General features: G+C 68.4%; 31 protein-coding genes. 17 read left to right on the top strand and 14 right to left on the bottom strand.

Annotated features, from left to right (window positions below):
• Positions 1 to 35: 35 nt before the first annotated feature.
• The gene (xth, locus tag AC2ITM_RS06780) at positions 36 to 845 is read right to left on the bottom strand and encodes an exodeoxyribonuclease III (RefSeq protein ID WP_486469060.1); all 810 of its coding nucleotides are present in this window, start codon (positions 843 to 845) and stop codon (positions 36 to 38) included.
• Between the two features lie 250 nt (positions 846 to 1095).
• Entirely contained in the window at positions 1096 to 1413 is a 318-nt protein-coding gene (locus AC2ITM_RS06785) for a HesB/IscA family protein (protein WP_486469061.1), read from the bottom strand.
• Positions 1414 to 1501: 88 nt separating this feature from the next.
• On the opposite strand from AC2ITM_RS06785, the gene AC2ITM_RS06790 reads away from it, so the two are divergent.
• Positions 1502 to 2731 carry a deoxyguanosinetriphosphate triphosphohydrolase gene (locus tag AC2ITM_RS06790; protein WP_486469404.1) on the top strand — a complete coding sequence of 410 codons (1230 nt, stop codon included), beginning with the start codon at positions 1502 to 1504 and terminating at the stop codon, positions 2729 to 2731.
• Positions 2728 to 3117 (top strand): SMU1112c/YaeR family gloxylase I-like metalloprotein, encoded by a 390-nt coding sequence (gloA2, locus tag AC2ITM_RS06795; protein WP_486469062.1) that lies wholly within the window; start codon positions 2728 to 2730, stop codon positions 3115 to 3117. Before AC2ITM_RS06790 ends, gloA2 begins: the two co-directional genes overlap by 4 nt.
• Positions 3118 to 3168: 51 nt before the next feature.
• On the opposite strand, the gene AC2ITM_RS06800 is transcribed toward gloA2, so the two are convergent.
• From AC2ITM_RS06800 to hisA, 4 genes are all read right to left on the bottom strand, one after another.
• Positions 3169 to 3489, bottom strand: coding sequence for a phosphoribosyl-ATP diphosphatase (locus AC2ITM_RS06800; RefSeq protein WP_486469063.1), 321 nt, complete (start codon positions 3487 to 3489; stop codon positions 3169 to 3171).
• A complete protein-coding gene (gene hisF / locus AC2ITM_RS06805; RefSeq protein WP_486469064.1) occupies positions 3486 to 4247 on the bottom strand; it encodes an imidazole glycerol phosphate synthase subunit HisF in 762 nt (253 codons plus the stop codon). Before hisF ends, AC2ITM_RS06800 begins: the two co-directional genes overlap by 4 nt.
• A 31-nt stretch (positions 4248 to 4278) precedes the next feature.
• Positions 4279 to 4761, bottom strand: coding sequence for a DUF2867 domain-containing protein (locus AC2ITM_RS06810; RefSeq protein WP_486469065.1), 483 nt, complete (start codon positions 4759 to 4761; stop codon positions 4279 to 4281).
• Between the two features lie 86 nt (positions 4762 to 4847).
• Complete coding sequence (gene hisA, locus AC2ITM_RS06815) at positions 4848 to 5570, bottom strand: 1-(5-phosphoribosyl)-5-[(5-phosphoribosylamino)methylideneamino]imidazole-4-carboxamide isomerase (protein WP_486469066.1); 723 nt, start codon at positions 5568 to 5570, stop codon at positions 4848 to 4850.
• A 154-nt stretch (positions 5571 to 5724) separates the two neighbouring features.
• On the opposite strand from hisA, the gene AC2ITM_RS06820 reads away from it, so the two are divergent.
• A complete protein-coding gene (locus AC2ITM_RS06820) occupies positions 5725 to 6138 on the top strand; it encodes a DUF2147 domain-containing protein (RefSeq protein WP_486469067.1) in 414 nt (137 codons plus the stop codon).
• 91 nt (positions 6139 to 6229) lie between these two features.
• Here the strand turns inward: AC2ITM_RS06820 and hisH are convergent, their stop codons facing one another.
• The 3 genes from hisH to AC2ITM_RS06835 form a co-directional block, all read right to left on the bottom strand.
• Positions 6230 to 6874, bottom strand: coding sequence for an imidazole glycerol phosphate synthase subunit HisH (gene hisH / locus AC2ITM_RS06825; protein WP_486469068.1), 645 nt, complete (start codon positions 6872 to 6874; stop codon positions 6230 to 6232).
• A 22-nt stretch (positions 6875 to 6896) separates the two neighbouring features.
• Positions 6897 to 7484 carry an imidazoleglycerol-phosphate dehydratase HisB gene (hisB, locus tag AC2ITM_RS06830; protein ID WP_486469069.1) on the bottom strand — a complete coding sequence of 196 codons (588 nt, stop codon included), beginning with the start codon at positions 7482 to 7484 and terminating at the stop codon, positions 6897 to 6899.
• 76 nt (positions 7485 to 7560) lie between these two features.
• A complete protein-coding gene (locus tag AC2ITM_RS06835; RefSeq protein WP_486469070.1) occupies positions 7561 to 8304 on the bottom strand; it encodes a sensor histidine kinase in 744 nt (247 codons plus the stop codon).
• A 164-nt stretch (positions 8305 to 8468) separates the two neighbouring features.
• Between AC2ITM_RS06835 and AC2ITM_RS06840 the strand changes: the two genes are divergently transcribed.
• Complete coding sequence (locus AC2ITM_RS06840) at positions 8469 to 9173, top strand: response regulator (RefSeq protein WP_486469071.1); 705 nt, start codon at positions 8469 to 8471, stop codon at positions 9171 to 9173.
• Between the two features lie 568 nt (positions 9174 to 9741).
• Here the strand turns inward: AC2ITM_RS06840 and AC2ITM_RS06845 are convergent.
• Together AC2ITM_RS06845 and AC2ITM_RS06850 are read right to left on the bottom strand one after the other, a co-directional pair.
• A complete protein-coding gene (locus tag AC2ITM_RS06845) occupies positions 9742 to 10155 on the bottom strand; it encodes a response regulator (protein WP_486469072.1) in 414 nt (137 codons plus the stop codon).
• The gene (locus AC2ITM_RS06850) at positions 10152 to 11675 is read right to left on the bottom strand and encodes a sensor histidine kinase (protein WP_486469073.1); all 1524 of its coding nucleotides are present in this window, start codon (positions 11673 to 11675) and stop codon (positions 10152 to 10154) included. The genes AC2ITM_RS06845 and AC2ITM_RS06850 overlap by 4 nt, the downstream gene beginning before the upstream one ends.
• Positions 11676 to 11935: 260 nt before the next feature.
• Here AC2ITM_RS06850 and phnC point away from each other — a divergent pair, with 260 nt between their 5' ends.
• The 5 genes from phnC to AC2ITM_RS06875 all read left to right on the top strand — a co-directional run bounded on the left by phnC (position 11936) and on the right by AC2ITM_RS06875 (position 16653).
• Positions 11936 to 12745 carry a phosphonate ABC transporter ATP-binding protein gene (gene phnC, locus AC2ITM_RS06855; protein WP_486469074.1) on the top strand — a complete coding sequence of 270 codons (810 nt, stop codon included), beginning with the start codon at positions 11936 to 11938 and terminating at the stop codon, positions 12743 to 12745.
• Between the two features lie 51 nt (positions 12746 to 12796).
• Entirely contained in the window at positions 12797 to 13702 is a 906-nt protein-coding gene (gene phnD / locus AC2ITM_RS06860) for a phosphonate ABC transporter substrate-binding protein (RefSeq protein WP_486469075.1), read from the top strand.
• A 69-nt stretch (positions 13703 to 13771) separates the two neighbouring features.
• Positions 13772 to 14644: a phosphonate ABC transporter, permease protein PhnE gene (phnE, locus tag AC2ITM_RS06865; protein WP_486469076.1), complete on the top strand. Its 873-nt coding sequence runs from the start codon at positions 13772 to 13774 to the stop codon at positions 14642 to 14644.
• Complete coding sequence (gene phnE, locus AC2ITM_RS06870; RefSeq protein WP_486469077.1) at positions 14641 to 15957, top strand: phosphonate ABC transporter, permease protein PhnE; 1317 nt, start codon at positions 14641 to 14643, stop codon at positions 15955 to 15957. Before phnE (AC2ITM_RS06865) ends, phnE (AC2ITM_RS06870) begins: the two co-directional genes overlap by 4 nt.
• Before the next feature lie 78 nt (positions 15958 to 16035).
• Positions 16036 to 16653: an LbetaH domain-containing protein gene (locus AC2ITM_RS06875; RefSeq protein ID WP_486469078.1), complete on the top strand. Its 618-nt coding sequence runs from the start codon at positions 16036 to 16038 to the stop codon at positions 16651 to 16653.
• Positions 16654 to 16723: 70 nt separating this feature from the next.
• Here AC2ITM_RS06875 and AC2ITM_RS06880 read toward each other — a convergent pair whose 3' ends face one another.
• Positions 16724 to 17911 (bottom strand): alpha-D-ribose 1-methylphosphonate 5-triphosphate diphosphatase, encoded by a 1188-nt coding sequence (locus AC2ITM_RS06880; RefSeq protein ID WP_486469079.1) that lies wholly within the window; start codon positions 17909 to 17911, stop codon positions 16724 to 16726.
• 96 nt (positions 17912 to 18007) lie between these two features.
• Positions 18008 to 18730 carry a phosphonate metabolism transcriptional regulator PhnF gene (gene phnF / locus AC2ITM_RS06885; RefSeq protein WP_486469080.1) on the bottom strand — a complete coding sequence of 241 codons (723 nt, stop codon included), beginning with the start codon at positions 18728 to 18730 and terminating at the stop codon, positions 18008 to 18010.
• Positions 18731 to 18859: 129 nt separating this feature from the next.
• Between phnF and phnG the strand changes: the two genes are divergently transcribed.
• The 8 genes from phnG to AC2ITM_RS06925 all read left to right on the top strand — a co-directional run bounded on the left by phnG (position 18860) and on the right by AC2ITM_RS06925 (position 25193).
• Positions 18860 to 19276 (top strand): phosphonate C-P lyase system protein PhnG, encoded by a 417-nt coding sequence (gene phnG, locus AC2ITM_RS06890; protein WP_486469081.1) that lies wholly within the window; start codon positions 18860 to 18862, stop codon positions 19274 to 19276.
• Positions 19276 to 19857, top strand: a complete 582-nt coding sequence (gene phnH, locus AC2ITM_RS06895; protein ID WP_486469082.1) for a phosphonate C-P lyase system protein PhnH — start codon at positions 19276 to 19278, stop codon at positions 19855 to 19857. Before phnG ends, phnH begins: the two co-directional genes overlap by 1 nt.
• On the top strand, positions 19857 to 20969 hold the full coding sequence (locus tag AC2ITM_RS06900; RefSeq protein ID WP_486469083.1) for a carbon-phosphorus lyase complex subunit: 1113 nt from the start codon (positions 19857 to 19859) through the stop codon (positions 20967 to 20969). Before phnH ends, AC2ITM_RS06900 begins: the two co-directional genes overlap by 1 nt.
• Before the next feature lie 88 nt (positions 20970 to 21057).
• A complete protein-coding gene (locus AC2ITM_RS06905; RefSeq protein ID WP_486469084.1) occupies positions 21058 to 21912 on the top strand; it encodes an alpha-D-ribose 1-methylphosphonate 5-phosphate C-P-lyase PhnJ in 855 nt (284 codons plus the stop codon).
• Positions 21909 to 22691, top strand: coding sequence for a phosphonate C-P lyase system protein PhnK (gene phnK / locus AC2ITM_RS06910; RefSeq protein WP_486469085.1), 783 nt, complete (start codon positions 21909 to 21911; stop codon positions 22689 to 22691). Before AC2ITM_RS06905 ends, phnK begins: the two co-directional genes overlap by 4 nt.
• A gap of 71 nt (positions 22692 to 22762) precedes the next feature.
• The gene (gene phnL / locus AC2ITM_RS06915) at positions 22763 to 23446 is read left to right on the top strand and encodes a phosphonate C-P lyase system protein PhnL (protein WP_486469086.1); all 684 of its coding nucleotides are present in this window, start codon (positions 22763 to 22765) and stop codon (positions 23444 to 23446) included.
• On the top strand, positions 23443 to 23988 hold the full coding sequence (gene phnN, locus AC2ITM_RS06920; protein ID WP_486469087.1) for a phosphonate metabolism protein/1,5-bisphosphokinase (PRPP-forming) PhnN: 546 nt from the start codon (positions 23443 to 23445) through the stop codon (positions 23986 to 23988). The genes phnL and phnN overlap by 4 nt, the downstream gene beginning before the upstream one ends.
• 32 nt (positions 23989 to 24020) lie before the next feature.
• Positions 24021 to 25193 (top strand): alpha-D-ribose 1-methylphosphonate 5-triphosphate diphosphatase, encoded by a 1173-nt coding sequence (locus tag AC2ITM_RS06925; RefSeq protein WP_486469088.1) that lies wholly within the window; start codon positions 24021 to 24023, stop codon positions 25191 to 25193.
• Between the two features lie 101 nt (positions 25194 to 25294).
• Here the strand turns inward: AC2ITM_RS06925 and AC2ITM_RS06930 are convergent, their stop codons facing one another.
• Positions 25295 to 25456, bottom strand: coding sequence for a hypothetical protein (locus AC2ITM_RS06930; RefSeq protein ID WP_486469089.1), 162 nt, complete (start codon positions 25454 to 25456; stop codon positions 25295 to 25297).
• Between the last annotated feature and the right edge of the window lie 131 nt (positions 25457 to 25587).

Genomic DNA, 25587 nt, shown 5'->3' on the forward strand with positions numbered 1-25587 from the left:
GGATCATGTGCCGCAGCCGGTGCGCCCGGCCCGGATCACAGGTCAATCTCGGCCCAGAGCGGCACGTGGTCCGAGGGTTTCTCGCGGCCACGGATCCCGGCGTCGATGCCGCAATCGGTGACCAGATCGGCGCATTGCGGGGTCATCAGCATGTGGTCGATGCGGATGCCGTCGTTCTTCTGCCAGGCGCCGGCCTGGTAATCCCAGAAGGTGTAATGGCCGGGCGCCGCGAAACGGGTGCGGAAGATTTCCGTGTAGCCCAGGTTCAGGATCCGGCGATAGGCGGCGCGGCTTTCAGGGCGAAACAGCGCGTCCTCCAGCCATTTCTTCGGGCTTGCGGCATCTTCGGCCTGGGGGATGATGTTGTAATCGCCCAGGAAAACCGCCGGTTCCTCGGCGGCCATCAGCTCTTGGGCGCGCGCCTTCAGACGCTCCATCCAGGCCAGCTTGTAGGCGTATTTTCCGCCCTCGACGGGGCGGCCCGCCTCATCCAGCTCGACCGGGTTGCCGTTCGGCAGGTAAAGGCCGCAGATCCGCAGCGCGTTCTTCGCCCCGATCACCGTCGCCTCGATATAGCGCGCCTGTTCGTCGCTGTCGTCGCCGGGCAGCCCGCGGGAAATGTCCTCCAGCGGCAGTTTCGACAGGATCGCCACCCCGTTAAAGCTTTTCTGGCCGTGGGTTTCCACCTGATAGCCCTTTTCCTCGAACAGCTCGCGCGGGAAGGCCTCGTCGACGGACTTGATCTCCTGCAGGACGGCGACGTCGGGCTGGGCCTCGTCCAGCCAGTCCGACAGCGCATTCACCCGGGCCTTGATGCCGTTGATGTTGAAGGTCGCGATCTTCATCCGAGGGGCCCTTTCCGGTGACGCTGTGCCCCCCCTTTCAAACCGCGAAACAGGGTGGGTGCAAGGGCTTCCTTGGGGCGAGGGGGCGCAGGGGATTTTGTATCCTGTATCGGGACAAAGGGCGTGGCCCGCCCCAATTGTCCATATTTTGGATATTATTTACCTTTGATCCCACAACTGTCTCCAATCCGGAAACGAAAATGCCCGCCACCGGGCGCGCCGGTCGCGGGCATCGGGGCCATGGGGTCGCTTACATCGAGAAGGACGTGCCGCAGCCGCAAGACGAGCTGGCGTTCGGGTTCTCGATCACGAAGCGGGCGCCGATCAGCTCTTCGGTGAAATCAATGGTGGCGCCGGCCAGGAACGGCAGCGAGGTCGCATCGACCACCACCTTCTGGCCCTGGCCTTCCAGCACCAGGTCGTCCTCGGCCACGTCGTCGAGGCGGATGTCGTACTGGAAGCCCGAGCAGCCGCCGCCTTCGACAGCGATGCGCAGCGCCTTGTCGCCGGCTTCGATTTCAGCCAGCCGGGCGAAGGCGCGGTCGGTCACGATGGGGGGCAGGTTCATTTGAAACTCTCCTGACATTTTGCATGTCGTTCCCCCGCAATATATGAATTGTGGAAAAAGGCGACAAGAAGCCGAAGGGACACCCATGATGAGAGCCATCTATGCCTCCGACCCCGCGCAATCGCGCGGCCGTCTCTACCCCGAAGAAGAAAGCGCGTTCCGCTCGTGTTTTCAAAGGGATCGCGATCGCATCATTCATGCCTCCGCGTTCCGGCGCCTGAAACACAAAACCCAGGTTTTCATTGAGCACGAGGGCGATTATTTCCGCACCCGCCTGACCCATTCCATCGAGGTGGCGCAGGTGGCGCGCACCATCGCCGGTGCCCTGGGCCTGAATCAGGAGCTGACCGAGGCCGTCGCGCTGGCCCATGACCTGGGCCACACGCCCTTCGGCCATACTGGCGAAGATGCCATGCACGAGCTGATGGCGCCCTACGGCGGCTTCGACCATAACGCTCAGGCGATTCGCATCGTCACCAATCTGGAACGCACCTATGCCGAATGGGACGGGCTGAACCTGACCTGGGAGACGCTGGAAGGCATCGCCAAGCACAACGGCCCCGTCACCGGCCGCATTCCCTATGCGCTGGCCGAATACAACGCCCGCCACGATCTGGAGCTGCACACCCATGCCAGCGCCGAGGCCCAGGTGGCGGCGCTGTCCGATGACATCGCCTATAACAACCACGATCTGCACGACGGTCTGCGGGCGGAACTCTTCTCGACCGATGAGCTGTCAGAGCTGCCGATCCTGCAGGATTGTTTCGCAGAGGTGGACGGTCTTTACCCCGGCCTGAACTATTACCGCCGCCGGCACGAGGCGCTGCGGCGTTTCTTCGGCGTGCTGGTCAGCGACGTGATCGATGTCAGCCGCGCCAACCTGACCGACCTGAACCCGCAGAACGTCACCGACATCCGCAATGCGGGCCGCATGATGGTGCAGTTCTCGCCCATGGTCTGGGCCGATCTGAAGGTGATCCGGGAATTCCTGTTCCACCGCATGTACCGCGCCCCCGAGGTCGTCGTCATGCGCCGCAAGGTCACCGATATCGTGAAAGAGCTGTTCCCGCTCTTCATGCAGCACCCCGACCGCCTGCCCAAGCAATGGCGCAAGGATGTCGAGGAGGTCGGCGATGACGAACTGAAGCTGGCGCGCATCGTCTGCGACTACATCAGCGGCATGACCGACCGCTTCGCCATCGTCGAACATGCCCGCCTGACGGGCCGCGACCCGGAACCGGGGCTGCGGGCCTCGGGCCCCGGGCACATCCGCTACGCCGACCGCGTCGAGGAGCATGAACAGGAGGCAGGCCTGTGATCGGCCTGCAGCGCATCCATCATGTCGCGGTGATCTGCAGCGATTACGAACGGTCCAAGGCGTTCTACCGCGATGTGCTGGGGCTGCGCGTGCTGGCGGAAAACCACCGCGCCGCCCGCGACAGCTGGAAGCTGGACCTGGCGCTGCCCGACGGCGGCCAGATCGAGCTGTTCAGCTTTCCGGGCGCGCCCGCGCGGGTGTCGCGCCCCGAGGCGCAGGGGCTGCGGCACCTGTGCTTTGCCGTGGCTGATGTGGCGGCGGCCAAGCGGGCGCTGGAGGGGCAGGGGATCGCGGTCGAGGACATCCGCACCGATGAATACACCGGCAAGCGCTATACCTTCTTCCCCGATCCCGACGATCTGCCGATCGAGCTTTACGAGGCCTGAGCGGCAGGGCCCGAGGGCCCCGCTTCCGGCAGTGTCACCGTCCCCGGGGGATCAGCCCTTGGGGCGGGCGGCCTTTTCGGCAATGCCCGAGGTGCCTTCGCGCGCGTCCAGCACCGCCATCACCGCCGACAGCGGCACGTCGCGCGCCGCCAGCATCACCAGCATGTGGTAAAGCGCATCGGCGCATTCCGAGGCCAGCTTCTCGGGGTCGTTGCGCACGGCCTCGATGATGGCCTCGACGGCCTCCTCGCCGAATTTCTCGGCGCATTTCTCGGGTCCCTTGGACAGCAGCTTGGCCGTCCAGGAACTGTCGGGGGACGCGCCCTTGCGGGATTCGATGGTGGCGTAAAGACGGGAGAGGGTATCGCTCATTGCAGCCTCATGGGGATGCCCGCGGCGGCCATGTGTTCCTTGGCCTCGCGGATGGTGTAATCGCCGAAGTGGAAGATCGAGGCCGCCAGCACCGCCGAGGCCCCGCCCTTGGTCACGCCTTCGACCAGGTGATCCAGGTTGCCCACCCCGCCCGAGGCGATGACCGGGACCTCGACCGCGTCGGAAATCGCGCGCGTCAGCGGCAGGTTGAAGCCCGAGCGCGTGCCGTCACGGTCCATCGAGGTCAGCAGGATTTCCCCCGCGCCCTTCGATGCGACCAGGCGCGCGAATTCCACCGCGTCGATGCCGGTGGGCTTGCGGCCGCCATGGGTGAAGATCTCCCATTTGCCGGGGGCGACGGTCTTGGCGTCGATGGCGCAGACGATGCACTGGCTGCCGAAATGGTCGGCCGCGCGGGCGATCACGTCCGGGTCCGCCACCGCGGCCGAGTTGAACGACACCTTGTCGGCGCCCGCCAGCAGCAGGTTGCGAACGTCCTGCACGGTGCGCACGCCGCCGCCCACGGTCAGCGGGATATAGCACTGCTCGGCGGTGCGGGTCACGACGTCGAACATGGTGCCACGGTTTTCATGGGTGGCATGGATGTCGAGGAAGCACAGCTCGTCCGCGCCGGCGGCATCATAGGCGCGGGCGGCATCGACGGGATCGCCGGCATCGCGCAGATCGACGAAGTTGACGCCCTTGACCACGCGGCCGTCGGCCACGTCGAGGCAGGGGATGATGCGGGTCTTCAGCATGCGGGCCTCCCGGGTAAGCTATGTGCTTCCCCTACGCGGCCCGGCCCCCGGATGCAACGTGAGACGGCGCCCGGGCGATGCGGCGGACGCTGTCCTTCACGATCAGCACGTGGAACGGCATGATCACCGCCAGATAGGCCCGGCCGAAGATGTTGTGCGGATGCACCCAGGTCGAGAAATAAACCTTCCCCGCCCGTGCCATCACCGTGATGCGGAAATCCAGGTGCCGGTCGTCGAAGCCCAGCAGCACCTCGTCCGGGGTTTCCTTGAGGATCGGGAACAGCCCCAGCCGGGGGCCCTTCGGCGCCTCGGTGCGCAGGCCGAAGGGGCGCACGGCGGCATTGCGGATCTTCAGCAGCAGCCGTGCCCAGCCCGGCACGCTCAGGCCAAGGCGCATCGCCTCGGGCGCCGGCAGGTCCGAGGCCGTGGCGTAGCAGTCCAGGAAATCACCCTTGCGGACAAGGGCATGGACCTCGGCGCCCGGGGGCAGGGCGGCGGAAAAGATGCGGGGCATGGGCGCGTCCTTTGCGGCGGAACCCGGGCATCTTGGCGCGGGTTCCGTGGAAGGCGATGCGGTGTCTTGCCCCGGGGCGTGGACTCTTACGCCTTCAGGACCTTCAGCGCCTCTTTCAGGTCGATCGCGCCGTCATAGAGCGCCCGCCCCGAGATCGCGCCGTTCAGCGCCGCGCCGCAGTCTTTCAGCGCCTGCAGATCCGCCACCGACGACACCCCGCCCGAGGCGATCACCGGGATCGAGACCGCATTGGCCAGCGCCGCCGTGGATTCGATGTTCGGGCCCTGCATGGCGCCGTCACGGTTGATGTCGGTGTAGATGATGGCGGCAACGCCCGCGTCTTCAAAGCTGCGGGCAAGGTCGGTCACCATGACATCGGTTTCGGTCGCCCAGCCCTTGGTGGCGACGCGGCCGTTGCGCGCGTCGATGCCGACGGCGACCTGGCCGGGGAAGGCACGGGCCGCCTCGCGCACCAGCGCGGGGTTCTCGACCGCGACGGTGCCCAGGATGACGCGCGCCAGGCCCTTCGACAGCCAGCGCTCGATTGTGGCCATGTCGCGGATGCCGCCGCCCAGCTGGGCGGGAACCTTGGTGCGTTGCAGGATCGCCTCGACGGGGGCGGCGTTCACCGGCTCGCCGGCGAAGGCGCCGTTCAGATCCACCAGATGCAGCCATTCGCAGCCTGCCTCGACGAATTCCATCGCCTGGGCGGCGGGATCCTCGTTGAAGACGGTGGCCTTGTCCATGTCGCCCTTGTAGAGGCGCACGGCATGGCCGTCCTTCAGGTCGATGGCGGGATAGAGGATCATCGGATTTCCTTTCGCAAGCACGGGCCGGCCGGGACGGGCAGGGGTGAGCGGGCTTTTGCACGCATGGGGCCGGATTGCAATCTCAGACCCGCTGGACAGCAGCGCCCGCCCGCGCGCCGTGCTAGGCTTCAGGCAAAACGAAAGGGAGGCAGGCATGAAACATCGGCTGACGGGGGTCGCACTGGCGCTGCTGGTGGCGCTGGCCGGACCGGTTGCGGCGCAGCAGCCGCCCCGCGCGGATCCGCTGGAGGGGCTGTGGCTGTCGCCGCCCGCCCCCAACGGAATGCGCGGCCGGGTGCTGATCCGCCCCTGCGAGGCGGGGCTGTGCGGCACCGTGGCGGCGCTGCTGGGCCCCGACGGGCGGGTGGTGCCCAGCGACGCGGTGGGCCAGCGCATCGCCTGGGGGCTGCGGCCCATCGGCTTTGCGGCCTATGGCGGCTTGGTCTACGTGCCGGGGCTGGACCAGACGGTCGAGGCGCGGCTGGATCTGGCGGGGGATCGCCTGCAGGTGCAGGGCTGCCTGAACATGGTCGTCTGCGACGTCCAGATGTGGCAGCGCCTGCGCTAGCCGGGCGGCGCCCTGATCACTGGCGCCCTGATCACCGGGGGGGCAGGTTCCGGGGCGCAGGTCGTGGGGGCCCTGACTGCGGGCCCCCGGGTTACGGGGTCCAGGTCAGGAAGTTGGCAATCAGGCGCAGGCCGGTGGCCTGGCTTTTCTCGGGGTGGAACTGGGTGCCGATCATGGTGTCGCGGCCGACGATGGCGGTGACCGGGTGGCCATAGTCGACATGCGCCAGCAGCTGCGATTTCGTCGCCACCTGCATGTGGTAGGAATGGACGAAATAGGCGTGCTGGCCGGTCTCGATCCCCGCCAGAACCGGGTGCGGCTGGTCGATCACCAGGTCGTTCCAGCCCATATGCGGCACCTTCAGGGCCGGGTCGTCGGGGGTGATGCGGTGCACCTCGCCGTCGATCCAGCCCAGGCCCGGGGTCTCTTCGTATTCGAAGCCGGTCTTCGCCATCAGCTGCATCCCGACGCAGATCCCCAGGAAGGGACGGCCGCGGGTTTCCACGGCCTCGGTCAGCGCCTCCAGGACGGATCCCGCACCGGCGCCGGCCAGCGCGTGGCGGCAGGCCGGAAAGGCGCCGTCACCGGGTAGCACGATGCGGTCGGCGCGGGCCACGTCCTCGGCGCGCGACGACACGAGGATCTCGCCCGCGTCCACCTCCTGCGCCATGCGCTGGAAGGATTTCGCGGCAGAGTGCAGGTTGCCGCTCTCGTAATCGATGAGGACGGTCAGCATCGGGGCTTCCTTTCCGGCGGGCTCAGAGCGCGCCCTTGGTCGAGGGGATGGCATCGGACTTGCGCGGATCCGTTTCGACGGCATTGCGCAGGGCCCGGGCGACGGCCTTGAAGGCGGCCTCGGCGATGTGGTGCGAATTGATCCCGTGCAGCCGGTCGACATGCAGGGTGATCCCGCCATGGGTCGAGAACGCCTGGAAGAATTCGCGCACCAGCTCGGTGTCGAAGGTGCCGATTTTCTGGGTGGGGAAATCGACGTTCCAGACCAGATAGGGGCGGGCCGACAGGTCAAGGGCGGCGCGCAGCAGGCTGTCGTCCATCGCCAGGTGGCAATCGCCGTAGCGGCGGATGCCGCGCTTGTCGCCCAGGGCCTGGCTCAGCGCCTGGCCCAGCGCGATGCCCACGTCCTCGACCGTGTGGTGGTCATCGATATGCAGGTCGCCCTTGCAGGTGACGGTGATGTCGATCAGCGAATGGCGCGCCAGCTGGTCCAGCATGTGATCGAAGAAGCCAACGCCGGTGCGGCAGTCGTAGGTGCCGGTGCCGTCAAGGTCGATGGCCACGTGGATGTCGGTTTCGGCCGTGGTCCGGGTGATCTGGGCGCTGCGCATGTCTGCCTCCGATGCGGGATGCCGGGCTTATAGGCCGGGGCCACGCGAAGGCCAAGGGGCGCCAGGGCGCCCGGGGTCAGTTCAGCCGCACTGCCGCATGGCCGGGCAGGGTCATCACCACCGAGGTGCCGCGGGCATCGCCGCCATCCATCACCTCGATTTCGCCGCCGAGGCTGCGCAGGATCTTGCGCGCGATGGTCAGCCCCATGCCGGACCCCTCGCAGTCATCGCGGGGCTTGAGGGTGCGCAGGGGGATAAAGACCGCTTCGCGGAAGCGGGGCGGAATGCCGGGACCATCATCGGCGAAGACCACCCGCCGCATCGGCCCCGCGCCGCTGATTGTCACCACGATCCGGCCATGGTCGCGGTCGTGATGGCGCACCGCATTTGACAGCAGGATGGCAAACAGCTGCACCAGCTCGTTGCCGGGGCCGGTGAAGACACCGTCGCCCTCAACCTCCAGCGAGAAGCCGGGGGGCAGGGGCGCGCGGGCCTCGGCCGCCTGCAGGATGTCGTCGACCGGGTGCTCGGCATGGGCATCGGCCATCCGGCCGACACGGGAATAGTCGCGCAGGTCCAGCAGCATCCGGTTGCAGCGCTGGGCCTGGGTCTTGAGCATCGCCAGATGATCCTCGACCAGGGCGCGGCGCTCGGCAGGCAGGGGGCCCATGTCCTCGCGGATCCAGTCGGGGATGGTGTCGAAGGCGCGGAAGCCCGCGCGCAGGTCGTGGGTCACGATGTACAGGAATTCCTCCAGCGCGCTGTCCGGGGTGGCGGGCGCGGGCGAGGGGCTGTCGGGGGGGCTGTCGGGCACGGGCATGGCGGCAGGCTGGCGCGGAACCTGCAAATGCGGACTTAACGGCGGCCCGCCCGGCGCTGGAAAGCGGATAAAATGCGAGGCGTTTGGAAAGGGCTTGTTAACGGGCTGGCAAGGGCACGGACGGATCCTGAGGCGAAAGGAACGCCGCCAGAGGAGGATCGCAGATGGATGTGCAGACCGAACGGGTGCCCCCCGTACCGCAACTTGCGCCTCGTCCCGAGGCATCAGTGCTGCCCGACGGCCCCGAGGTTGCCACGATCGACGTGCTGGTGCTGGACGACAGCCGCTTCGACGCGATGACGCTGCAACGCGAATGCCGGTCGATCGACCTGCCGGTGCGGGTGACGATCGCCTCGAACATGCAGGAATTCCGCCAGCACCTGGAGGCGCGGCATTTCCACCTGGTCTTCATCGACTACCTGCTGCCCGATGGCGATGGCCTTGCGGCGCAGCAGCTGCTGCGTTCGGTCGGGCGCAGTGCGGATTCGCCCGTGGTCATGATCAGCGGCGAGGCCCGGCTGGACGTGGCGGTGCAAGCGATGAAGGATGGCTGCATCGATTACAAGCCGAAGGACCAGCTGGATCGTGAGATGCTGAAATCGCTGATCCTGCGCGCGCTGGAGGCTGGCGGCCGGGTCGCCCAGGCCAATCTGGAGGCCGCATTGGAGGCCCATCGCCGAGAGATCGTCGAGACCATGCGCGATCTGCTGCGCGAGGAACTGCGCAAGCTGCTGCCGGACGGTACCCAGGGCCGAGAGGCGATGCAGGAGGTGCTGCGCAGCCACGGCCTGATCGCTGAAGAGCGCGAGCACGACTGGAGCGATCTTCTGGACGACGCAGACAGGACCTTTGTCTTCTACAAGAATTGAGGGTCAGGTCCGCGCTGGGTCTCGGGGAGGGCTGTTCTGTCTTTTGTGCAAGGGCGGATGCCTGCTCTGGGGCCCTTTTGCCTGAGCAGTCAGGTATTTTCGATTGCACGAAGATTTCCTGTTGATCGCGGAAAGCCAGAATTTATTTTCGCTGGTCGCTGGTCGCTGGTCGCTGGTCGCTGGTCGCTGGTCGCTGGTCGCTGGTCGCTGGTCGCTGGTCGCTGGTCGCTGGTCGCTGGTCGCTGGTCGCTGGTCGCTGGTCGCTGGTCGCTGGTCGCTGGTCGCTGGTCGCTGGTCGCTGGTCGCTGGTCGCTGGTCGCTGGTCGCTGGTCGCTGGTCGCTGGTCGCTGGTCGCTGGTCGCTGGTCGCTGGTCGCTGGTCGCTGGTCTCAAACGCCACTCTGTCCGGCGCGCTGATGACAAGAGCAGGCAGAGCCAAGACGGCCGTCCCACGGCAAAGCCAATCAGCAGTCACTGGCCCGCGGGCCGGGCAGGGGCCGCCGAAAGTGGGCTGTGCCGGTCCTTGGCGCCCGAGCTGCCTTAGCCCGGCCCGTGCCAGGCCTTGGGCGTCAGATCAGGCCGGCGCCCCGGTAGGTTTCTAGGATCTCGGCAATGGCGGCATCATCCAGCGGCTTGGTGAAGAAATGCTGCACGATGCCCATGGCCGAAGACCGCTCGATGTCACGCTCGTTGTCCGAGGAGGAAAACACCGCCACCACCTGCTGGCCACCACCGCCGGGCATCGCATCCAGCTTGCCGCGCAGCAGGTCCAGTGTCTCGAAACCCGACAGTTCCGGCATGTTGATGTCCATCAGGATCAGCGGCGGCAGGTCGCGGCCCTCGGGGGACGCAAAATACAGATCGAGGAATTCGGCACCGCCCGGCGCCTCTTGCACGGGGCTGAACAGCCCGGTCTTCGACAGCCGGCGCCGCGCGATGTAACGATCGGATTCAACATCGTCGACGATAAAGGTTGGGATCAAGGCAGGACCTCCATGTCATCGAAACTCAGGATCACGTCGGTGCCCTCCGGGCCGCTCGACAGGCTGACCAGACCGCCCAGCCGGCGGACGTGCTTCATCACCAGGGCCAGGCCCAGCCCGTGGCCCTGGCTGCGGGCCGAGCGGCGGAACAGTTCGAACACCCGGGGCTGTTCGGCCTCGGGGATGCCCAGGCCGTTGTCGCTGACGCAGATCGAGACCTTGCGTGCCCGGGTCCGGATCCGCACTGAAACCCAGGGGGCGGCCTTTGCCGGGTCGTGAAAGCGCAGTGCGTTGCTCAGCAGGTTTTCGATCGCGGTCAGCAGGGTGCGTCGCTCGGTCATCAGCGTCACCGGCCCGTCGCAGTCGATGACGAACCCCGGCGGGCTGGCCATTTGCAGGATCAGGCTGTGCCAGCAACGGGCGATGGTCTCGTCCAGGGCGACGCGCTCGATCGGGGTGTCATGGGTGCCGGCACGGGCCAGGGTCAGAACCGCCTCGACCTTGTGGATGTTGCGGTGGCTGGTGTCGAGCGCGGCCTTGATGTTGCGGCGGCATTCCTCCAGCTCGCCGGCATCGAGATCCTCAAGGCACAGGTCCAGCAGGCCGTTGATCGTCGCCAGCGGCGCCCGAAGGTCATGGCTGGCGGAATAGGCGAACTGGGTCAGCTCTTCGTTCAGGGCGGCCAGGCGGTCGGCGCGGCTTTTCAGCTCCTGCTCATGGACATGACTTTCCGTCAGATCGAACAGGGTGGCCACGACACGGGGGCCGGTCTCGGTCTCGACGGGATGCAGGGCGATATTGACCGGGCGCTCGACCCCGTCCAGGCCGATCACCGTCAGGGTGCGGTTCATCGCCATCCGGCGGGTGGTGGCGGCGCTGTGGTAATTCGCCCGGTGCACCCGGTGGCCCGCCTGCAGGTCCGGCGGCAGGAACTGATCGACGTTGAGGCCCAGCAGGCCGTCTTCCTCGGCGCCCAGCAGGCGGCAGGCGGCCGTGTTGACCAGGCGCATCTGGCCGCTTTCGTCCACCATGATCATGGCCGAGGCCGAGGCGTTCAGCACATCGCGCAGCCGCCGTTCGGCATGGCGCCGCGCCGAGGTGTCGATGAAGGTGGTGAAGGTCAGCGCCCGGCCATTGGCCTCGACCGGTTCCAGCAGGATCTCGACCGGGGCCAGGCTGCCATCGGCGCGCAGCGCCATGACCTCGGAACCGCCGTTCATGCTGCGCTTGCGGGGCATGCGGTGGAAGGCCCGCATCAGATCCGCATGCTGGGCACGCAGGTCCGCGGGCAGAAGGTCGTCGGTGCGGCGGCCGACCAGCTGCCCTTCGGCATGGCCCATCAGCTGGTGCAGAGAGGGGTTGGCGGCCAGGATCCGCCCTGAAATGTCGCACAGCAGCGCCGGTACCGGGCACAGCTGCACCGCCAGGCTGTAATGCCCCAGATTGGCGCCACGGCTGTCGGGCGGCAGGGGCGGGCCGAGAGGGCCGCGGGACGGCCCCGCCGGTGGTTCAAGTCGCATCGAAGGCCTCCGTGGGAAAGCGACGGCTGGGGGGGTATTTCTGCCCCGGCTGGCCCCTTCCTGCGGTCGGGTGCCGAAACGGGCACGCCGGGACCTGCGGACAGACAGCGATCACGGTCTGACCCTAGGCAAGATCCGTTGCGTTTCTCTTAAGACCCGCCGGCGCCCGCCCGGCTGCGGCGTTACAAAAGTTTCGCCGAACCGAGACATTTCCTTTGAGGCCCAGCCCTATCCCCCCTGCAGAACCGAAGGGGGCCGACGTGCTGCAGATCGAGCAACTGACCAAGCAATTCGGCCGCAACATCGCGGTAGAGCGCGCCACGCTGACCATCGAGCGTCCGATGATGATCGGTGTGATCGGGCGGTCGGGGGCGGGCAAGTCGACGCTGCTGCGGATGCTGAACCGGCTGGAGGACGCCAGTGCCGGGCGGATCGTGTTCCGCGGGCAGGATGTCACCCATCTGCAGGGTCGGGCCAGGCGCGCCTGGCAGGCGCAATGCGCGATGATCTTTCAGCAGTTCAACCTGGTGCCGCGGATGGATGTGGTGTCGAACGTGCTGCATGGCACGCTGAACCGGCGCTCGACGCTGGCGGCGCTGTTCAACCTGTATCCTGCGGCCGACATCCACCGCGCCATCGACATTCTGGACCGCCTCGGGATCGCCGAGCACGCCCCCAAGCGCGCCGAGGCACTGTCGGGCGGGCAGCAGCAGCGCGTCGCCATCGCCCGCGCCCTGATGCAGGATCCGCGGATCATCCTGGCCGATGAACCGATTGCCAGCCTCGACCCGATGAATGCCCAGGTGGTCATGCAGACCCTGCGCCGCATCCACGAGGAAGACGGCCGCATGGTCATCGCCAACCTGCACACCCTTGATACCGCACGACGCTACTGTGACCGCGTCGTGGGGATGCGCGACGGGCGGATCGTCTTCGACGGCACGCCCGCGCAGCTGACGACCTCCATCGCGCGCGAGATCTACGGCGCCGATGCGAGTTTCTCGGAAGAGGCGACCTCGACCGAAATCGCGGCGCTGGAACGCGGGGCCCATGCCCGGGTTCCCGCCTGACCCCAACACCAGGCCCCGACCGGACCCGGGGCCGCACCGGGAGCTGACACCATGAACAAACTGATCGCGGCCGCCCTGGCCACCACCGTCCTGGCCGGCGCCGCCAGCGCCCAGGACATCAAGGAATTCCGCATCGGCATCCTGGGCGGCGAAAACGCCCAGGACCGCATCGCCAACAACCAGTGCCTGGTGAATTACACCGAAAAGGCCCTGGGCGTGCCGGTCAAGGTCTTCACCCCCGCCGATTACGACGGCGTCATCCAGGGCCTGCTGGGCGGCACCATCGACATGGCTGTCCTGGGGGCCTCGGGCTTTGCCAAGATCTACCTGGAAGACCCCGATGCCGTGACCCCGGTGCTGACCACGGAAAACCCCGACGGCTCCACCGGCTATTATTCCATCGGCTTTGCCCGCAAGGACAGCGGCGTCAAATCGGTGATGGACCTGCAGGGCAAGAAGTTCGGCTTTGGCGATCCGAACTCGACCTCGGGCTATCTGATCCCCTCGATCGAGATCCCCGAGGTGACCGGCCATTCGATGCAGGATGGCGATTTCTTCGGCAAGGTCGTCTTCACCGGCGGGCATGAGCAGACCATCGTCGCGGTCAACAACGGCGATGTCGACGCGGGCGTCACCTGGGCCGACGGCATGGGCAACTGGGAAGATGGCTTTAACAACGGCGCGCTGCGCAAGGCCGTGGATGCGGGCCTGGTTGACATGAACGACCTGGTCGAGATCTGGCGCTCCAAGCTGATCCCGAACGGCCCCGTGGTGCTGCGCAACGCGCTGCCGCAGGACGTGCGCGCCAAGATGACCGACATGATGGACAAGCTCTACGAGACCGACGCGGATTGCGCCTATGGCGTCGTCGGCGGCGACAGCAAGGGCTTCACGCCGATCACGCTGGATGGCTACCGTTCGATCATCGCCGCCCGCAAGTCGAAGATCGGCAGCTGATCCGACGCCCCCCGCAAAGGCGGCCCGACCCCGGGCCGCCTTTCGCCTTTCCGCCGACCGGGAGTGCCCATGTCCGACCCCATCCCCCATACCCTGCTGCTGCGCGCCGATTATCTGGCGATGACCCGGCGCAAGCGGCTTTATTCCGCCATGATGCTGGCGCTGTTCGTGGCGCTGATGGCCTCGGGCTTTGCGGTGGCCGACGGGCGCAATGCGGGCGGGTTCTGGGGCGGCCTGCACCGGTTGGGCGATTTTCCCGCCTCGGTCCTGTCCGAGGCCTGGGACAAGCGCGCCGCCCTGCCGGGGCTTTTGCTGCACTATCTGCCGACCCTGCTTGAGACGCTGAACATCGCGGCGGTCTCGACGCTGGCGGGGGCGGGCCTGGGCCTGCTGCTGTCGATGCTGGCCACCGAAGGCCTGGCCCCCTGGCCGCGCCTGATCCCGCTGTTCCGCCGGATCATGGACGTGATGCGGGCCATGCCGGAAATCGTCATCGCGCTGGTGCTGATCTTCGTGCTGGGCGGCGGTCCGGTGCCGGCGATGCTGGCCATTGCCTTCCACACCGTCGGCGCCCTCGGCAAGCTCTTCTCCGAGGTGAACGAGAACGCCTCGGCCAAACCGGTCGAGGGGCTGACCTCGGTCGGGGCCTCCTGGCCGCAGCGGATGCTGCTGGGGGTGGTGCCGCAGGTGGCGCCGAACTACCTCAGCTATGCGCTGATCCGGTTCGAGATCAACATCCGCGCCTCGGCGATCCTGGGCTTTGTCGGGGCCGGTGGCATCGGCTACGAGCTGAAGAACGCCATCGCCTGGGGGCAGGGGCGTTTCGATGCGGCGGCGGCGATCTTCCTGCTGCTGTTTCTGACCATCGTCGCGGTGGACCAGCTGTCGGGGCTGCTGCGCGACCGGCTGACCCATGGCCGCCAGACGGGACTTTTCGCATGACCATGACAAGCCTTGCCGCCGATCCCCGCCCGCAGGTGCTGCGGCTGTTGCGCCGCAAGCGCCTGACGGCACTGGCCGTGCCGGTGCTGCTGCTGGCCTATCTGTGCTATGCGGCCGCCGCCTTCCAGCTGCCGCAGCTGCTGGCCTCGGCCAACTGGGCCAATGGCGCGACGCTGGTGCGCGACGTCTACAGCTACAAGACCCATGCCACCCGCGACAACCGCACGGGCGCCGTCAGCTTCGCCATCGAGGGCGAACGCAAGGGCCAGTATCCCGAGGGCCAGCTGCCCGCCTGGGCCAGCCAGGCCGACGGGGTGACCACGATCTCGCTGCCGCAGGGAACCCGGGTGCGCTATTTCCCCGACCATGTGACGGTCGATCTGCCGGGCTATGGCACCCTCTCGGCCAGTCCCGGCACCCAGGGTGTGCAGGCCCGCTTCCCCGAGGGGCCGATGCCCGACACCATCAGCGCGACCCGCAATCGCCTGGCCATCACCGCGCCCGACGGCCGCATCACCATCACCCGCGCCCGCACCGAGGTCTTTCGCTATTCCCTCGGATGGGAGATGTTCTTCTTCACCCTCGACAGCCCCTACCACGGCCTGTCGCCGTTCCAGCTTGCAACGCGCGCGCTGCATGGCGAGGCACCGCAGATCTGGCACGCCTTCTGGTCGAACGCGGTCTGGCACCATGCCGATGTCGCCTGGGCGCTGTTCGAAACCGTGCTGATGGCTTTCCTCGGCACCTTCGGCGCGGCCCTGGTGGCGCTGCCGCTGGCCTTTCTGGCGGCGCGCAACTTCACGCCGCTCATGCTGCTGCGCCAGGGCTGCCGGCGGCTCTTCGACCTGTGCCGCGGGGTTGATGCGCTGATCTGGACGATCGTTCTGGCCCGCGCCTTTGGCCCCGGACCGCTGACCGGGGCGCTGGCGATCCTGTTGACCGATACCGGATCCTTCGGCAAGCTCTTCTCCGAGGCGCTCGAAAACGTCGACGAAAAGCAGATCGAGGGCATTCGCGCCACCGGTGCCGGCCCGCTGCAGCGCTACCGGTTCGGGGTGATCCCGCAGATCACGCCGGTGCTGCTCAGCCAGGTGCTCTACTTCCTGGAAAGCAACACACGCAGTGCCACGGTGATCGGCGCCATCACCGGCGGCGGCATCGGCCTGCTGCTGACCCAGGCGATGCTGACCACCAAGGACTGGGAGGAAGTCGCCTATTACATCGTCCTGGTGATCCTGACGGTCTTCGCCATGGACGCGCTCTCGGGCTGGCTGCGCCGCCGACTGATCCGCGGCACCCCGGCCGGGAATTGAGGCCTCGCGCCTGCCATTTTCTTGTTTCAAATACCTCCGCCGGAGGCGTCGACCCACTGGCCACAGGAGCGCCCCCTCATGCCCCGCCTCACGCCCGAAGCCCCCTTTCTGCATCCCGACGTCGCGCTGACCGAGGTCACTTTCGGTGCCTTTTGCGAGGTCGGCCAGGGCAGCCGCCTGCAGTATGTGCAGCTGGGCGATTACAGCTATTGCGACCGCTATGCCGATCTTGCCAATGCGCGGATCGGCAAATGCGCCAATATCGCTGCCTTCGTGCGGATCGGCGCCACGGATCACCCGCTGGAAACCGCGGCCTGCCATCATTTCCTCTACCGTTCGGCCGATTACTGGGACGATGCTGAGGACGACGCGGCCTTCTTCGCGCGCCGTCGCGCGCGACAGGCGGTGATCGGCCATGACAGTTGGATCGGCCATGCGGCAATGGTGAAGCCCGGCGTCACGCTGGGTCATGGCGCGGTGGTGGCTTCCGGGGCTGTGGTGACCGGGGACGTGGGCCCCTATGAGATCGTCGCAGGGGTTCCCGCCCGGCTGCTGCGCCGCCGCCAACCCGCGCCGGTGGCCGAACGGCTGATGGCACTGGCCTGGTGGGACTGGGATCACGCGCGGCTGCGCGGGGCGCTGGAGGATTTCCGGGCCCTGTCGGCCGAGGCGTTCCTGGAGAAACATGGCGGGTGAGGGGGCTCTGCCCCCGTCAGCCTGCGGCTGCCTCCCCCGAGGTATTTGAGAACAAGAAAATGGGCAGGCGTCACTCTGCCGCGAGGGTGCGGGGCGAGGGCGCGGCCAGCAGCCGGGCGGCGAGGGGGCCGGCAAGATGGGTGAAGCGGCCGTGGCTGATCGTGGCTTCGATCCGGCGCGTGGCAGCATCGAGGATCACCAGGTCGGCGCGCAGACCCTGCGCGATCCGGCCGCGGTCCTGCAGGCCGAGGATGCGGGCCGGGCCCGTCGAGATCAGCGCCCAGGCCCGGGCCAGCGGCAAGAGCCCGTCATCGACCAGGCGGAAGGCGGCGCGCGGCAGGGCGGGGTAATAGTAATCCGACACCAGCGCATCGCACAGGCCCGCTCGGATCAGTTCGGCCGCAGCGATATTGCCGGCCTGGGAGCCGCCACGCAGCATGTTTGGGGCTCCCATCAGGATCGGGTCTCCGACGGCATGGGCCAGCGCGGCGGCGGCCCGCGCGGTGGGGAATTCGCAGATCTTGGCGCCGATCATCGAGTAGGTCTCGCGGGTTTCGCCATCCGGGTCGTCATGGGAGCCGTAGGTGATTCCCATTCCGTCGAAGGCCTGGGCCAGCCGGCACAGGTAGCGCGGCACCTCGCGGGCCTGGCGGCGGGCCTGTTGCAGACGGTGCAGGTGTTCCTGCGGGCTGCGGCCGGCCTTGGCGGCGCAGTGCAGCAGCTGATCGGGATGGGCGGCGGCGAGGCCGGCCTCGTCGAGGTGGTTGTTGAAGATGACGTAATCGATGGCATGGCGCCTGAGCGCGGCCAGAAGGCGGTCCTCGGTCTCGACGGTGTGGGTCTCGCAGCGGATCTGCAGGCGCAGGTCTGTGCGGGCCTGTGGGCGGTAGGCCTGGAGCGCGGCCATCAGCGCCTCGGCGGCCTCGGGGCTGCGGGGGCCGCCTTCCCAGCTCCAGCTTTGCGCCAGCCAGGCGGTGGTGATGCCGTTGGCGGCGGCCTCGGCATCGGTGGCCGCGAGGGCGGTGGCTAGCGGGAAGGGGGCGCTTGGGCGCGGGGTGGCGTGGCGTTCGAAGGCGTCGCCGTGCAGATCGACGATGCCGGGAAGCACCAGGTAGCCGGTCAGATCGACCGAGGGCAGTGGCGCGTCGGTCAGCAGGCCGCAGGCGAAACCGATACTGCCCGGGGCCAGCTGGCCGTCGCGCAGGATCTGGGCGCCGGTCAGGCGCAGGGCAGGCTGGGAGGGATCGGTGCTGGGCATCTGCGGCTCTTGTGGGGTGATGCAGGGATAGCGTGCCAGTATGTCGGCCGCGTGACGCCGCCTGCCGGTCGCGGCCGGTCTGGGGGGCGTCCGGGGTCAGGGATCGCCCAGGGTCAGGGTGACACGGTCGCCGGCGAACCAGGTGCAGCCGTATTCCACCGGCAGGCCCTGCGGATCGACGTTGAGCGAGGTGGTGCGCAGCAGCGCGTCCCCCTCGCGCAGCTGCAGGTGCAGCGCCTGGGTGGCATCCGCCAGGCGGGCCTCGGCGCGGGTCCAGGCGCGGGTGTAATCGGCCACCCCATGGGCCTGCAGCGCCGTCGTGATCGAGGGGATCCGGGCCAGGCTCTGCGCGAGCCCGGGGAACCGCGCGGCCGGGAAAACCGAACGGAACAGGGCGATCGGCTGGCCATCGGCGAGAGAGATCCCTTCGGTCACCAGAACCGGATCGCCGGGGGCGATGCCGAGGGCCGTGGCCTCGGTCGCGTCGGCCTTTCGGGTCTCGGTGCGCAGCAGCCTGCGCGAGGGCAGGCGACCGGCAGCGCGGATGTTCTGGTGAAAGCGCACCCGGGGGCCCAGCGGATAATCCGTCGGCCGCAGCGCCACGAAGACCCCGGCGCCACGGCGCGCATGGACCAGGCCCTGATCGGCCAGCGCGGCCAGGGCGCGGCGAACCGTGTGGCGGTTGACGCCAAAGCGGGCCGAGAGGGCGGCCTCGGTCGGCAGCTGGTCGCCCGGGTGATAGTGGCCGCTGGCGATGTCATCCTGAAGGGCGGTGGCGATGGATTGCCACAGGGGCGTCTTGCGGGGGGCGTCTGTCATGGAAATTTCACCTGTCGGGGTGTTGTGCGACTCGGGTCCGGTCGGTAATGATTTGTCTAGTTGTATAGTTGAATAGACAAATCGGTCAAGGTGTCGGCAATGGCGGAACGGGCGGAACGACAGGCGTGGATGAGCCTTCTGGCAAAGGCCCCGGCGGCCGAGCTGAAGCAGCTGTGGGCGGGCGCGGGGGAGGCCCGGGGGGCGATCTCGTGGCTGCGTGCGCCCGAGGTCGGCACGGTGATGGTGCGGGGGCGGTCGGGTGGCACCGGCGCGCCGTTCAATCTGGGCGAGATGACGGTGACGCGCTGTGCCCTGCAGCTGGAGGATGGCCGGGTGGGCCATGCGATGGTGCAGGGGCGCGACCGCGAGAAGGCCGAGATCGCCGCGCGGATCGATGCGCTGATGCAGGGGCCGGGGGCCGGGGCGCTGCGCCGGGCGGTGCTGGCGCCGCTGGCGGCGGCGGCCGAAGCACGGGCGCGGGCGCGGGCCGGGCGGGCGGCGGGCACGCGGGTCGAGTTCTTCACCATGGTCCGGGGAGAGGATTGATGGCTTTGGCAACCGAGGCCCTGACGGGCGGTTTCACCGATCCCTCGCGGCAGGCGGCGCGGGCGTTCCGCGCGGCGCTGGAGGCCATGGCGCGGCCTGGCCGGGTTTTCCATCCACAGGATCTGGCGCAGGCGCCGGCGCCGGTCAGCCCGGCCGCGGCGACGCTGCTGCTGGTGCTGTGCGATCCAGAGACGCCTGTGCATCTGGCGGGGGCGCATGACTGCGCCGGGGTGCGCGACTGGCTGCGGTTCCATACGGGGGCGCCTGTTGTCGGGCGCGACGCGGCGATGTTCGCGCTTGGCCACTACGAGGCGCTGCTGCCGCTGGAGGATTTCGCGGCGGGCGTGCCGGAATACCCCGACCGCTCGGCGACGCTGATCGTCGACGGCGGCGGTCGGGCGGTGCCGGTGACCCTGCGCGGCCCTGGCATCCGCGACGTGCAGCCGGCGCGGCTGCCGGATCCGGCGGTGTTCCGTGCCAATGCGGCGCGCTTTCCGCTGGGCTGGGATTGCTATTTCACCGAAGGGGCGGCGCTTTGGGCGCTGCCGCGCTCGACCCGGATCACGGAAGGGGATGCCTGATGTATGTTGCCGTCAAAGGGGGCGAGAGGGCCATCGATGCGGCCCATGACTGGCTGGCCGAGGCGCGGCGGGGCGATCCTGCGGTGGCCGAGCTGTCGGTGCCGCAGATCCGCGAACAGCTGGCGCTGGCGGTGAACCGGGTGATGGCCGAAGGGTCGCTTTATGATCCCGATCTGGCGGCGCTGGCGATCAAGCAGGCGCGGGGCGATCTGATCGAGGCGGTCTTTCTGATCCGCGCCTATCGCACCACGTTGCCGCGGTTCGGGGCCTCGGTTCCGGTCGAGACCGGGGCGATGGCCTGCGACCGGCGGATCTCGGCCACCTACAAGGATCTGCCGGGCGGGCAGGTGCTGGGGCCGACCTTCGACTATACCCACCGGTTGCTGGATTTCGCGCTGGAGGCCGAGGGGCTGGCGCGGCCTGCCCCCCCGCCCGAGGCCGAGGCCGAGCCGCCGCAGATGCCGCGGGTCACCGGGTTTCTGGACCGCGAGGGGCTGATCCAGCCCGAGCCGCCTTCGGAGGCGGTGCCGGGCGATCTGACGCGCACGCCGCTGGCGCTGCCGGCGGACCGGGCGCTGCGGCTGCAGGCGCTGGCGCGCGGCGATGAAGGGTTCGTGCTGTCGATGGCCTATTCCACGCAGCGCGGCTACGCCAAGAACCACCCCTTCGTGGGCGAGCTGCGCATCGGCCGCGTGCAGGTCGAGGCCGAGATCCCCGAGCTGGGCTTTGCCATCGAGATCGGCGAGCTGGAGCTGACGGAATGCGAGACGGTGAACCAGTTCACCGGATCGAAGACCGAGCCGGCGCAGTTCACCCGCGGCTACGGGCTGGTCTTCGGTCAGAGCGAGCGCAAGGCGATTTCCATGGCGCTGGTCGACCGGGCACTGCGCTGGCGCGAGCTGGGCGAGGACTGGAAGGGGGCGCCGGCGCAGGACGAGGAATTCGTGCTGTCGCATTGCGACAACATCCAGGCGACGGGGTTTCTGGAGCATATCAAGCTGCCGCATTACGTCGATTTCCAGTCCGAGCTGGAGCTGGTGCGCAAGATGCGCCGGGCGGCTGCGGCGGCGACGGGGCCGTCCGGTGACCTGCGCCCGGAGGCGGCGGAATGAAACCGGTGCGTGCCGCACCGGTGCCTCCGGCGGAGGTATTTGGAACAAGAAAATGGGGCGGGTGGCGCCCGCAGACGGAGGGCACGGCATGACGGCCTACAACTTTGCCTATCTGGACGAGCAGACCAAGCGGATGATCCGGCGGGCGCTGCTGAAGGCGCTGGCGGTGCCGGGATACCAGGTGCCCTTTGCCAGCCGCGAGATGCCGATGCCCTATGGCTGGGGCACCGGGGGGGTGCAGGTGAGTGCGGCCGTGATGGTGCCCGAGGATGTCTTCAAGGTGATCGACCAGGGGGCGGATGACACGACCAACGCGGTTTCGATCCGGCGGTTCTTCCAGACGGTGGCGGATGTTGCGGTGACGGAGGCCGTGGCGGAGGCGACGGTGATCCAGACCCGGCACCGGATCCCCGAGCGGGCGCTGGAGGAGGGGCAGATCCTGGTCTACCAGGTGCCGATCCCGGAGCCGCTGCGCTTTCTGGAGCCCTCGGAAATCGAGACGCGGAAGATACATGCGCTGGAGGAATACGGGCTGATGCATGTGAAGCTGTACGAGGATATCGCGCGGCATGGCGAGATCGCCACCAGCTATGCCTATCCGGTGCGGGTCGGGGGGCGTTACGTGATGGATCCCTCGCCCATTCCGAAGTTCGACAATCCCAAGCTGTCAATGGCGGCGATCCAGCTGTTCGGTGCCGGGCGCGAACAGCGGATCTATGCGCTGCCGCCCTATGCGCAGGTGGTGAGCCTGGATTTCGAGGATCACCCCTTTGAGGCGATGAAGGCCGATCATGCCTGCGACCTGTGCGGCGCCGGCGACAGCTATCTGGACGAGGTGATCACCGATGATGCGGGCGGGCGGATGTTCGTGTGCTCGGACACCGATTTCTGTGGTGGACGGCGGGCTGCGGGCCATGCCGGGCGACTGGGAGGTGCAGCATGAAGGATCTGGGCGCGGGGCCGCTGTTGCGGGTCGAGGGGCTGGAGAAGCGCTATGGCGCAAGGCTGGGCTGCGGCGGGGTCAGTTTCGATCTGTGGCCGGGCGAGGTGATGGGGATCGTCGGGGAGAGCGGCTCGGGGAAGACGACGCTGCTGAACTGCCTGGCGGGGCAGCTGGCCCCCGATGCGGGGCGGGTCCTTTATGATCTGGACGGAGAGATGGTCGATACCGTGACCATGGGCGAGCCGGAGCGGCGGCGGCTGAAGCGCTCGGACTGGGCCTTTGTGCATCAGCATGCCCATGAGGGGCTGCGGATGAATGTCAGTGCCGGCGGCAATGTCGGCGAGCGGCTGATGGGCAACGGGGCGCGCCATTACGGTGCGATCCGGGCCGGGGCGCTGGACTGGCTGGGCCGGGTCGAGATTGCCGCGGATCGGATCGACGACCGGCCGGCGGCGTTTTCGGGCGGCATGCGGCAACGTCTGCAGATCGCGCGCAACCTGGTGACGGGGCCGCGGCTGGTGTTCATGGACGAACCCACCGGGGGGCTGGATGTCAGCGTCCAGGCGCGGCTGCTGGACCTGCTGCGGGGGCTGGTGCGCGAGATGGGCCTGTCGGTCCTGATCGTGACCCATGATCTGGCGGTGGTGCGGCTGCTGGCGGACCGGCTGATGGTGATGCAGGGCGGGCGCGTGGTGGAAAGCGGGCTGACTGACCAGGTGCTGGACGATCCGCAGCATGGCTATACGCAGCTGCTGGTCAGTTCGGTTCTGCAGGTCTGAAAGCGGGGCGGGGGCGCTGCCCCCATCGCGGCGGGGCCGCGATCCCCCCGGCATATTTGGGGAAAGATGAAATGATCAAGGTCGAGGATGTCTCGAAGCGGTTCGTGCTGCACAATCAGGGCGGGGCCGTGATCCCGGTGATGCAGGGGGCCTGCCTGACGGTGGCGCGGGGGGAATGCGTGGCGCTGGTGGGGTCTTCGGGGGCGGGGAAATCCACCCTGATGCGGATGATCCAGGGCAATTATCTGGCCGATGGCGGCAGCATCCGGGTCGGCGGCTGCGAGGTGGTCGGGGCCCCGGCGCGCGAGGTGCTGCGGCTGCGGCGCGAGGTGATGGGCCATGTCAGCCAGTTCCTGCGGGTGGTGCCGCGGGTGCCGACGCTGCAGGTTGTGGCGGAACCCCTGCTGCTGCGCGGTGTGCCGGGGGATCAGGCGCGGGAGCGGGCGGCGGCGCTGCTGCGGCGGCTGAACATTCCCGAGCGTCTGTGGCCGCTCAGCCCGACGACGTTTTCGGGGGGCGAGCAGCAGCGGGTCAACATCGCCCGCGGCTTCATTCATGACTATCCGGTGCTGCTGCTGGACGAGCCGACGGCCAGCCTTGACGCGGTGAACCGCGAGGAGGTGCTGTGCCTGATCGAGGCGGCGCGGGCCCGGGGCGCGGCGATCCTGGGGATCTTCCACGATCTGGAGGCGCGCGCGCGGCTCTGCGACCGCGAGGTCGACGTGACGGCCTTTACACCTGGATGCGCGGCATGACGGGACGGCTGATCGGCGTGGTGGGGCCTTCGGGTGTCGGCAAGGACAGCGTGATGCGGGCGGTGGCGGCGCGGCGGCCCGGAACGGTTCTGGTGCGCCGGGTGATCACCCGCTCTGCCGATGCCGGCGGCGAGGTCTTCGAGGCGGTCAGCCAGGGCACGTTCCTGGCGCGCGAGGCGGCGGGCGATTTCCTGCTGTCCTGGCAGGCGCACGGGCTGCATTACGGCATTCCGGACGACGTGGGCGATGCGCTGGCCGCCGGACAGGATGCGCTGGTCAACCTGTCGCGCGGGGTGCTGGCCCAGGCCCGTGCCCGGGTGCCGGGTTTCCTGTGCCTCAGGCTCAGCGCGCCGGTGCCGGTGCTGGCGGCGCGCCTGGCTGCCCGCGGGCGCGAGGATCCCGCAGATATCGCGCGCCGCCTGGCGCGGGCGGATTTCGCTCTGCCGCCGGGCATTCCTGCCACCGAAGTGGACAATTCCGGGCCCCTCGACGCCACCGTGGCGCGGGTGCTGGCCCTTCTCGAAGACATGCCCGCGCAATGATGCGACAAGGGTTCAGGAACGGAGTGAGGACGATGGACGGAGCAATCCCCGGGATCGCGTCGCAGGAGGCCGAGCAGGTGCTGGGCAATGCGCGGATCGTGCTGCCGCAGGAGGTGATCCATGGCCACCTGGTGCTGCGCGCGGGCCGCATCGCCGAGATCGGCACCGGTGCCGTGCCGCGCGGTGCGCTGGACTGTGCGGGCGATTACCTCGCCCCCGGCCTGGTCGAGCTGCATACCGACAACCTGGAGCGCCACCTGCTGCCGCGTCCCAAGGCGCACTGGCCGCACAATGCCGCCATCGTCGCCCATGACGCCGAGCTCTGCGGCTGCGGTATCACCACGGTCTTCGATGCGATCCGGGTAGGCTCGATCGTCGAGGGGCCGCGTGGTGACTACCGCCGCTATGCCCGCCCCATGGCGGACGAGATCCTGGCCATGCGCCGCCAGGGGGCGCTGCGCATCGACCACCGGCTGCACCTGCGCGCCGAGACCTGTTCGGAGACCCTGATCGACGAGCTGTCGGAATTCGGCCCCGACGACGGCGTAGGTATCGTCAGCCTGATGGATCACACGCCCGGTCAGCGGCAGTTTTCGGACATCGGCAAGTTCCGGGACTATGTTTGCGGCAAGCACGGCCTGTCGCAGGCGGGCTTCGACGATTACGTGCAGTTCCTCTACGATCTCCATGGCCGTCTCGGCGCCCGCCACGAGGCCGCCGCGGTCGAGGCCGCCGGCCGCTATGGCGCGGTGCTGGCCAGCCATGACGACACCACGCGCGCCCAGGTTGCGACCAGCCACGCCTACGGCATCCGCCTGGCCGAATTCCCGACCACCGTCGAGGCCGCCCGTGCCTGCCACGAGGCCGGCATCGCGGTGATCATGGGGGCGCCCAACCTGGTGCGCGGCGGCTCGCATTCCGGCAATGTCTCGGCGCTGGAGCTTGCGGATCTGGGGCTGCTCGACATCCTCAGTTCGGATTACGTGCCGGCGGCGCTGCTGCAGGCGGCGGTGCAACTGGGGCAGCACTGGGGCGACATGTCACGTGGCATGGCGACGGTGGCGGCGGCGCCCGCAGCGGCGGCGGGCCTTGCGGACCGCGGCCGGATCGCTCCGGGACTGCGTGCCGATCTGGTGCGTTTCGCCCTTCTGGGCGGCGTGCCGGTCACCCGCGGCACCTGGGTCGCGGGACGCCGTGTCGGCTAGACGCGGGGGGGCCTGTCATCTGACCGTAAATACTCCGGGGGAATCGCTTCGCAGAAGCGATGGGGGCGGCGCCCCCCGCCTCGGCCGGGGTGTCCGGGGCCTCAGACCCGGGCCATGCGCCCCGGTGTCAGGAAACCGCCATGGGTCGCGGGGCCGCGGGCGCGCCACAGCCGGGCGCGGATCATCAGCCGCTCGCAGATCCCGCCGCGCCGCGGCGCCAGCAGGCAGTCGAGGACGAAGGACAGGGGATCGATCTCGGTCATCATCACCTCCGGGGATCACTGCCGCAGCCTTAGCCCGGTCCGGTAACGCTGCCGTGACGTCCGCTGTCCCGTGTCGTCACGCAGGGTCACCCAGGGCTTGCCCCGGCCATTTCGGCCCGACACTGTGCCCG

Source organism: Pseudooceanicola sp. NS-SX9, assembly GCF_057380705.1.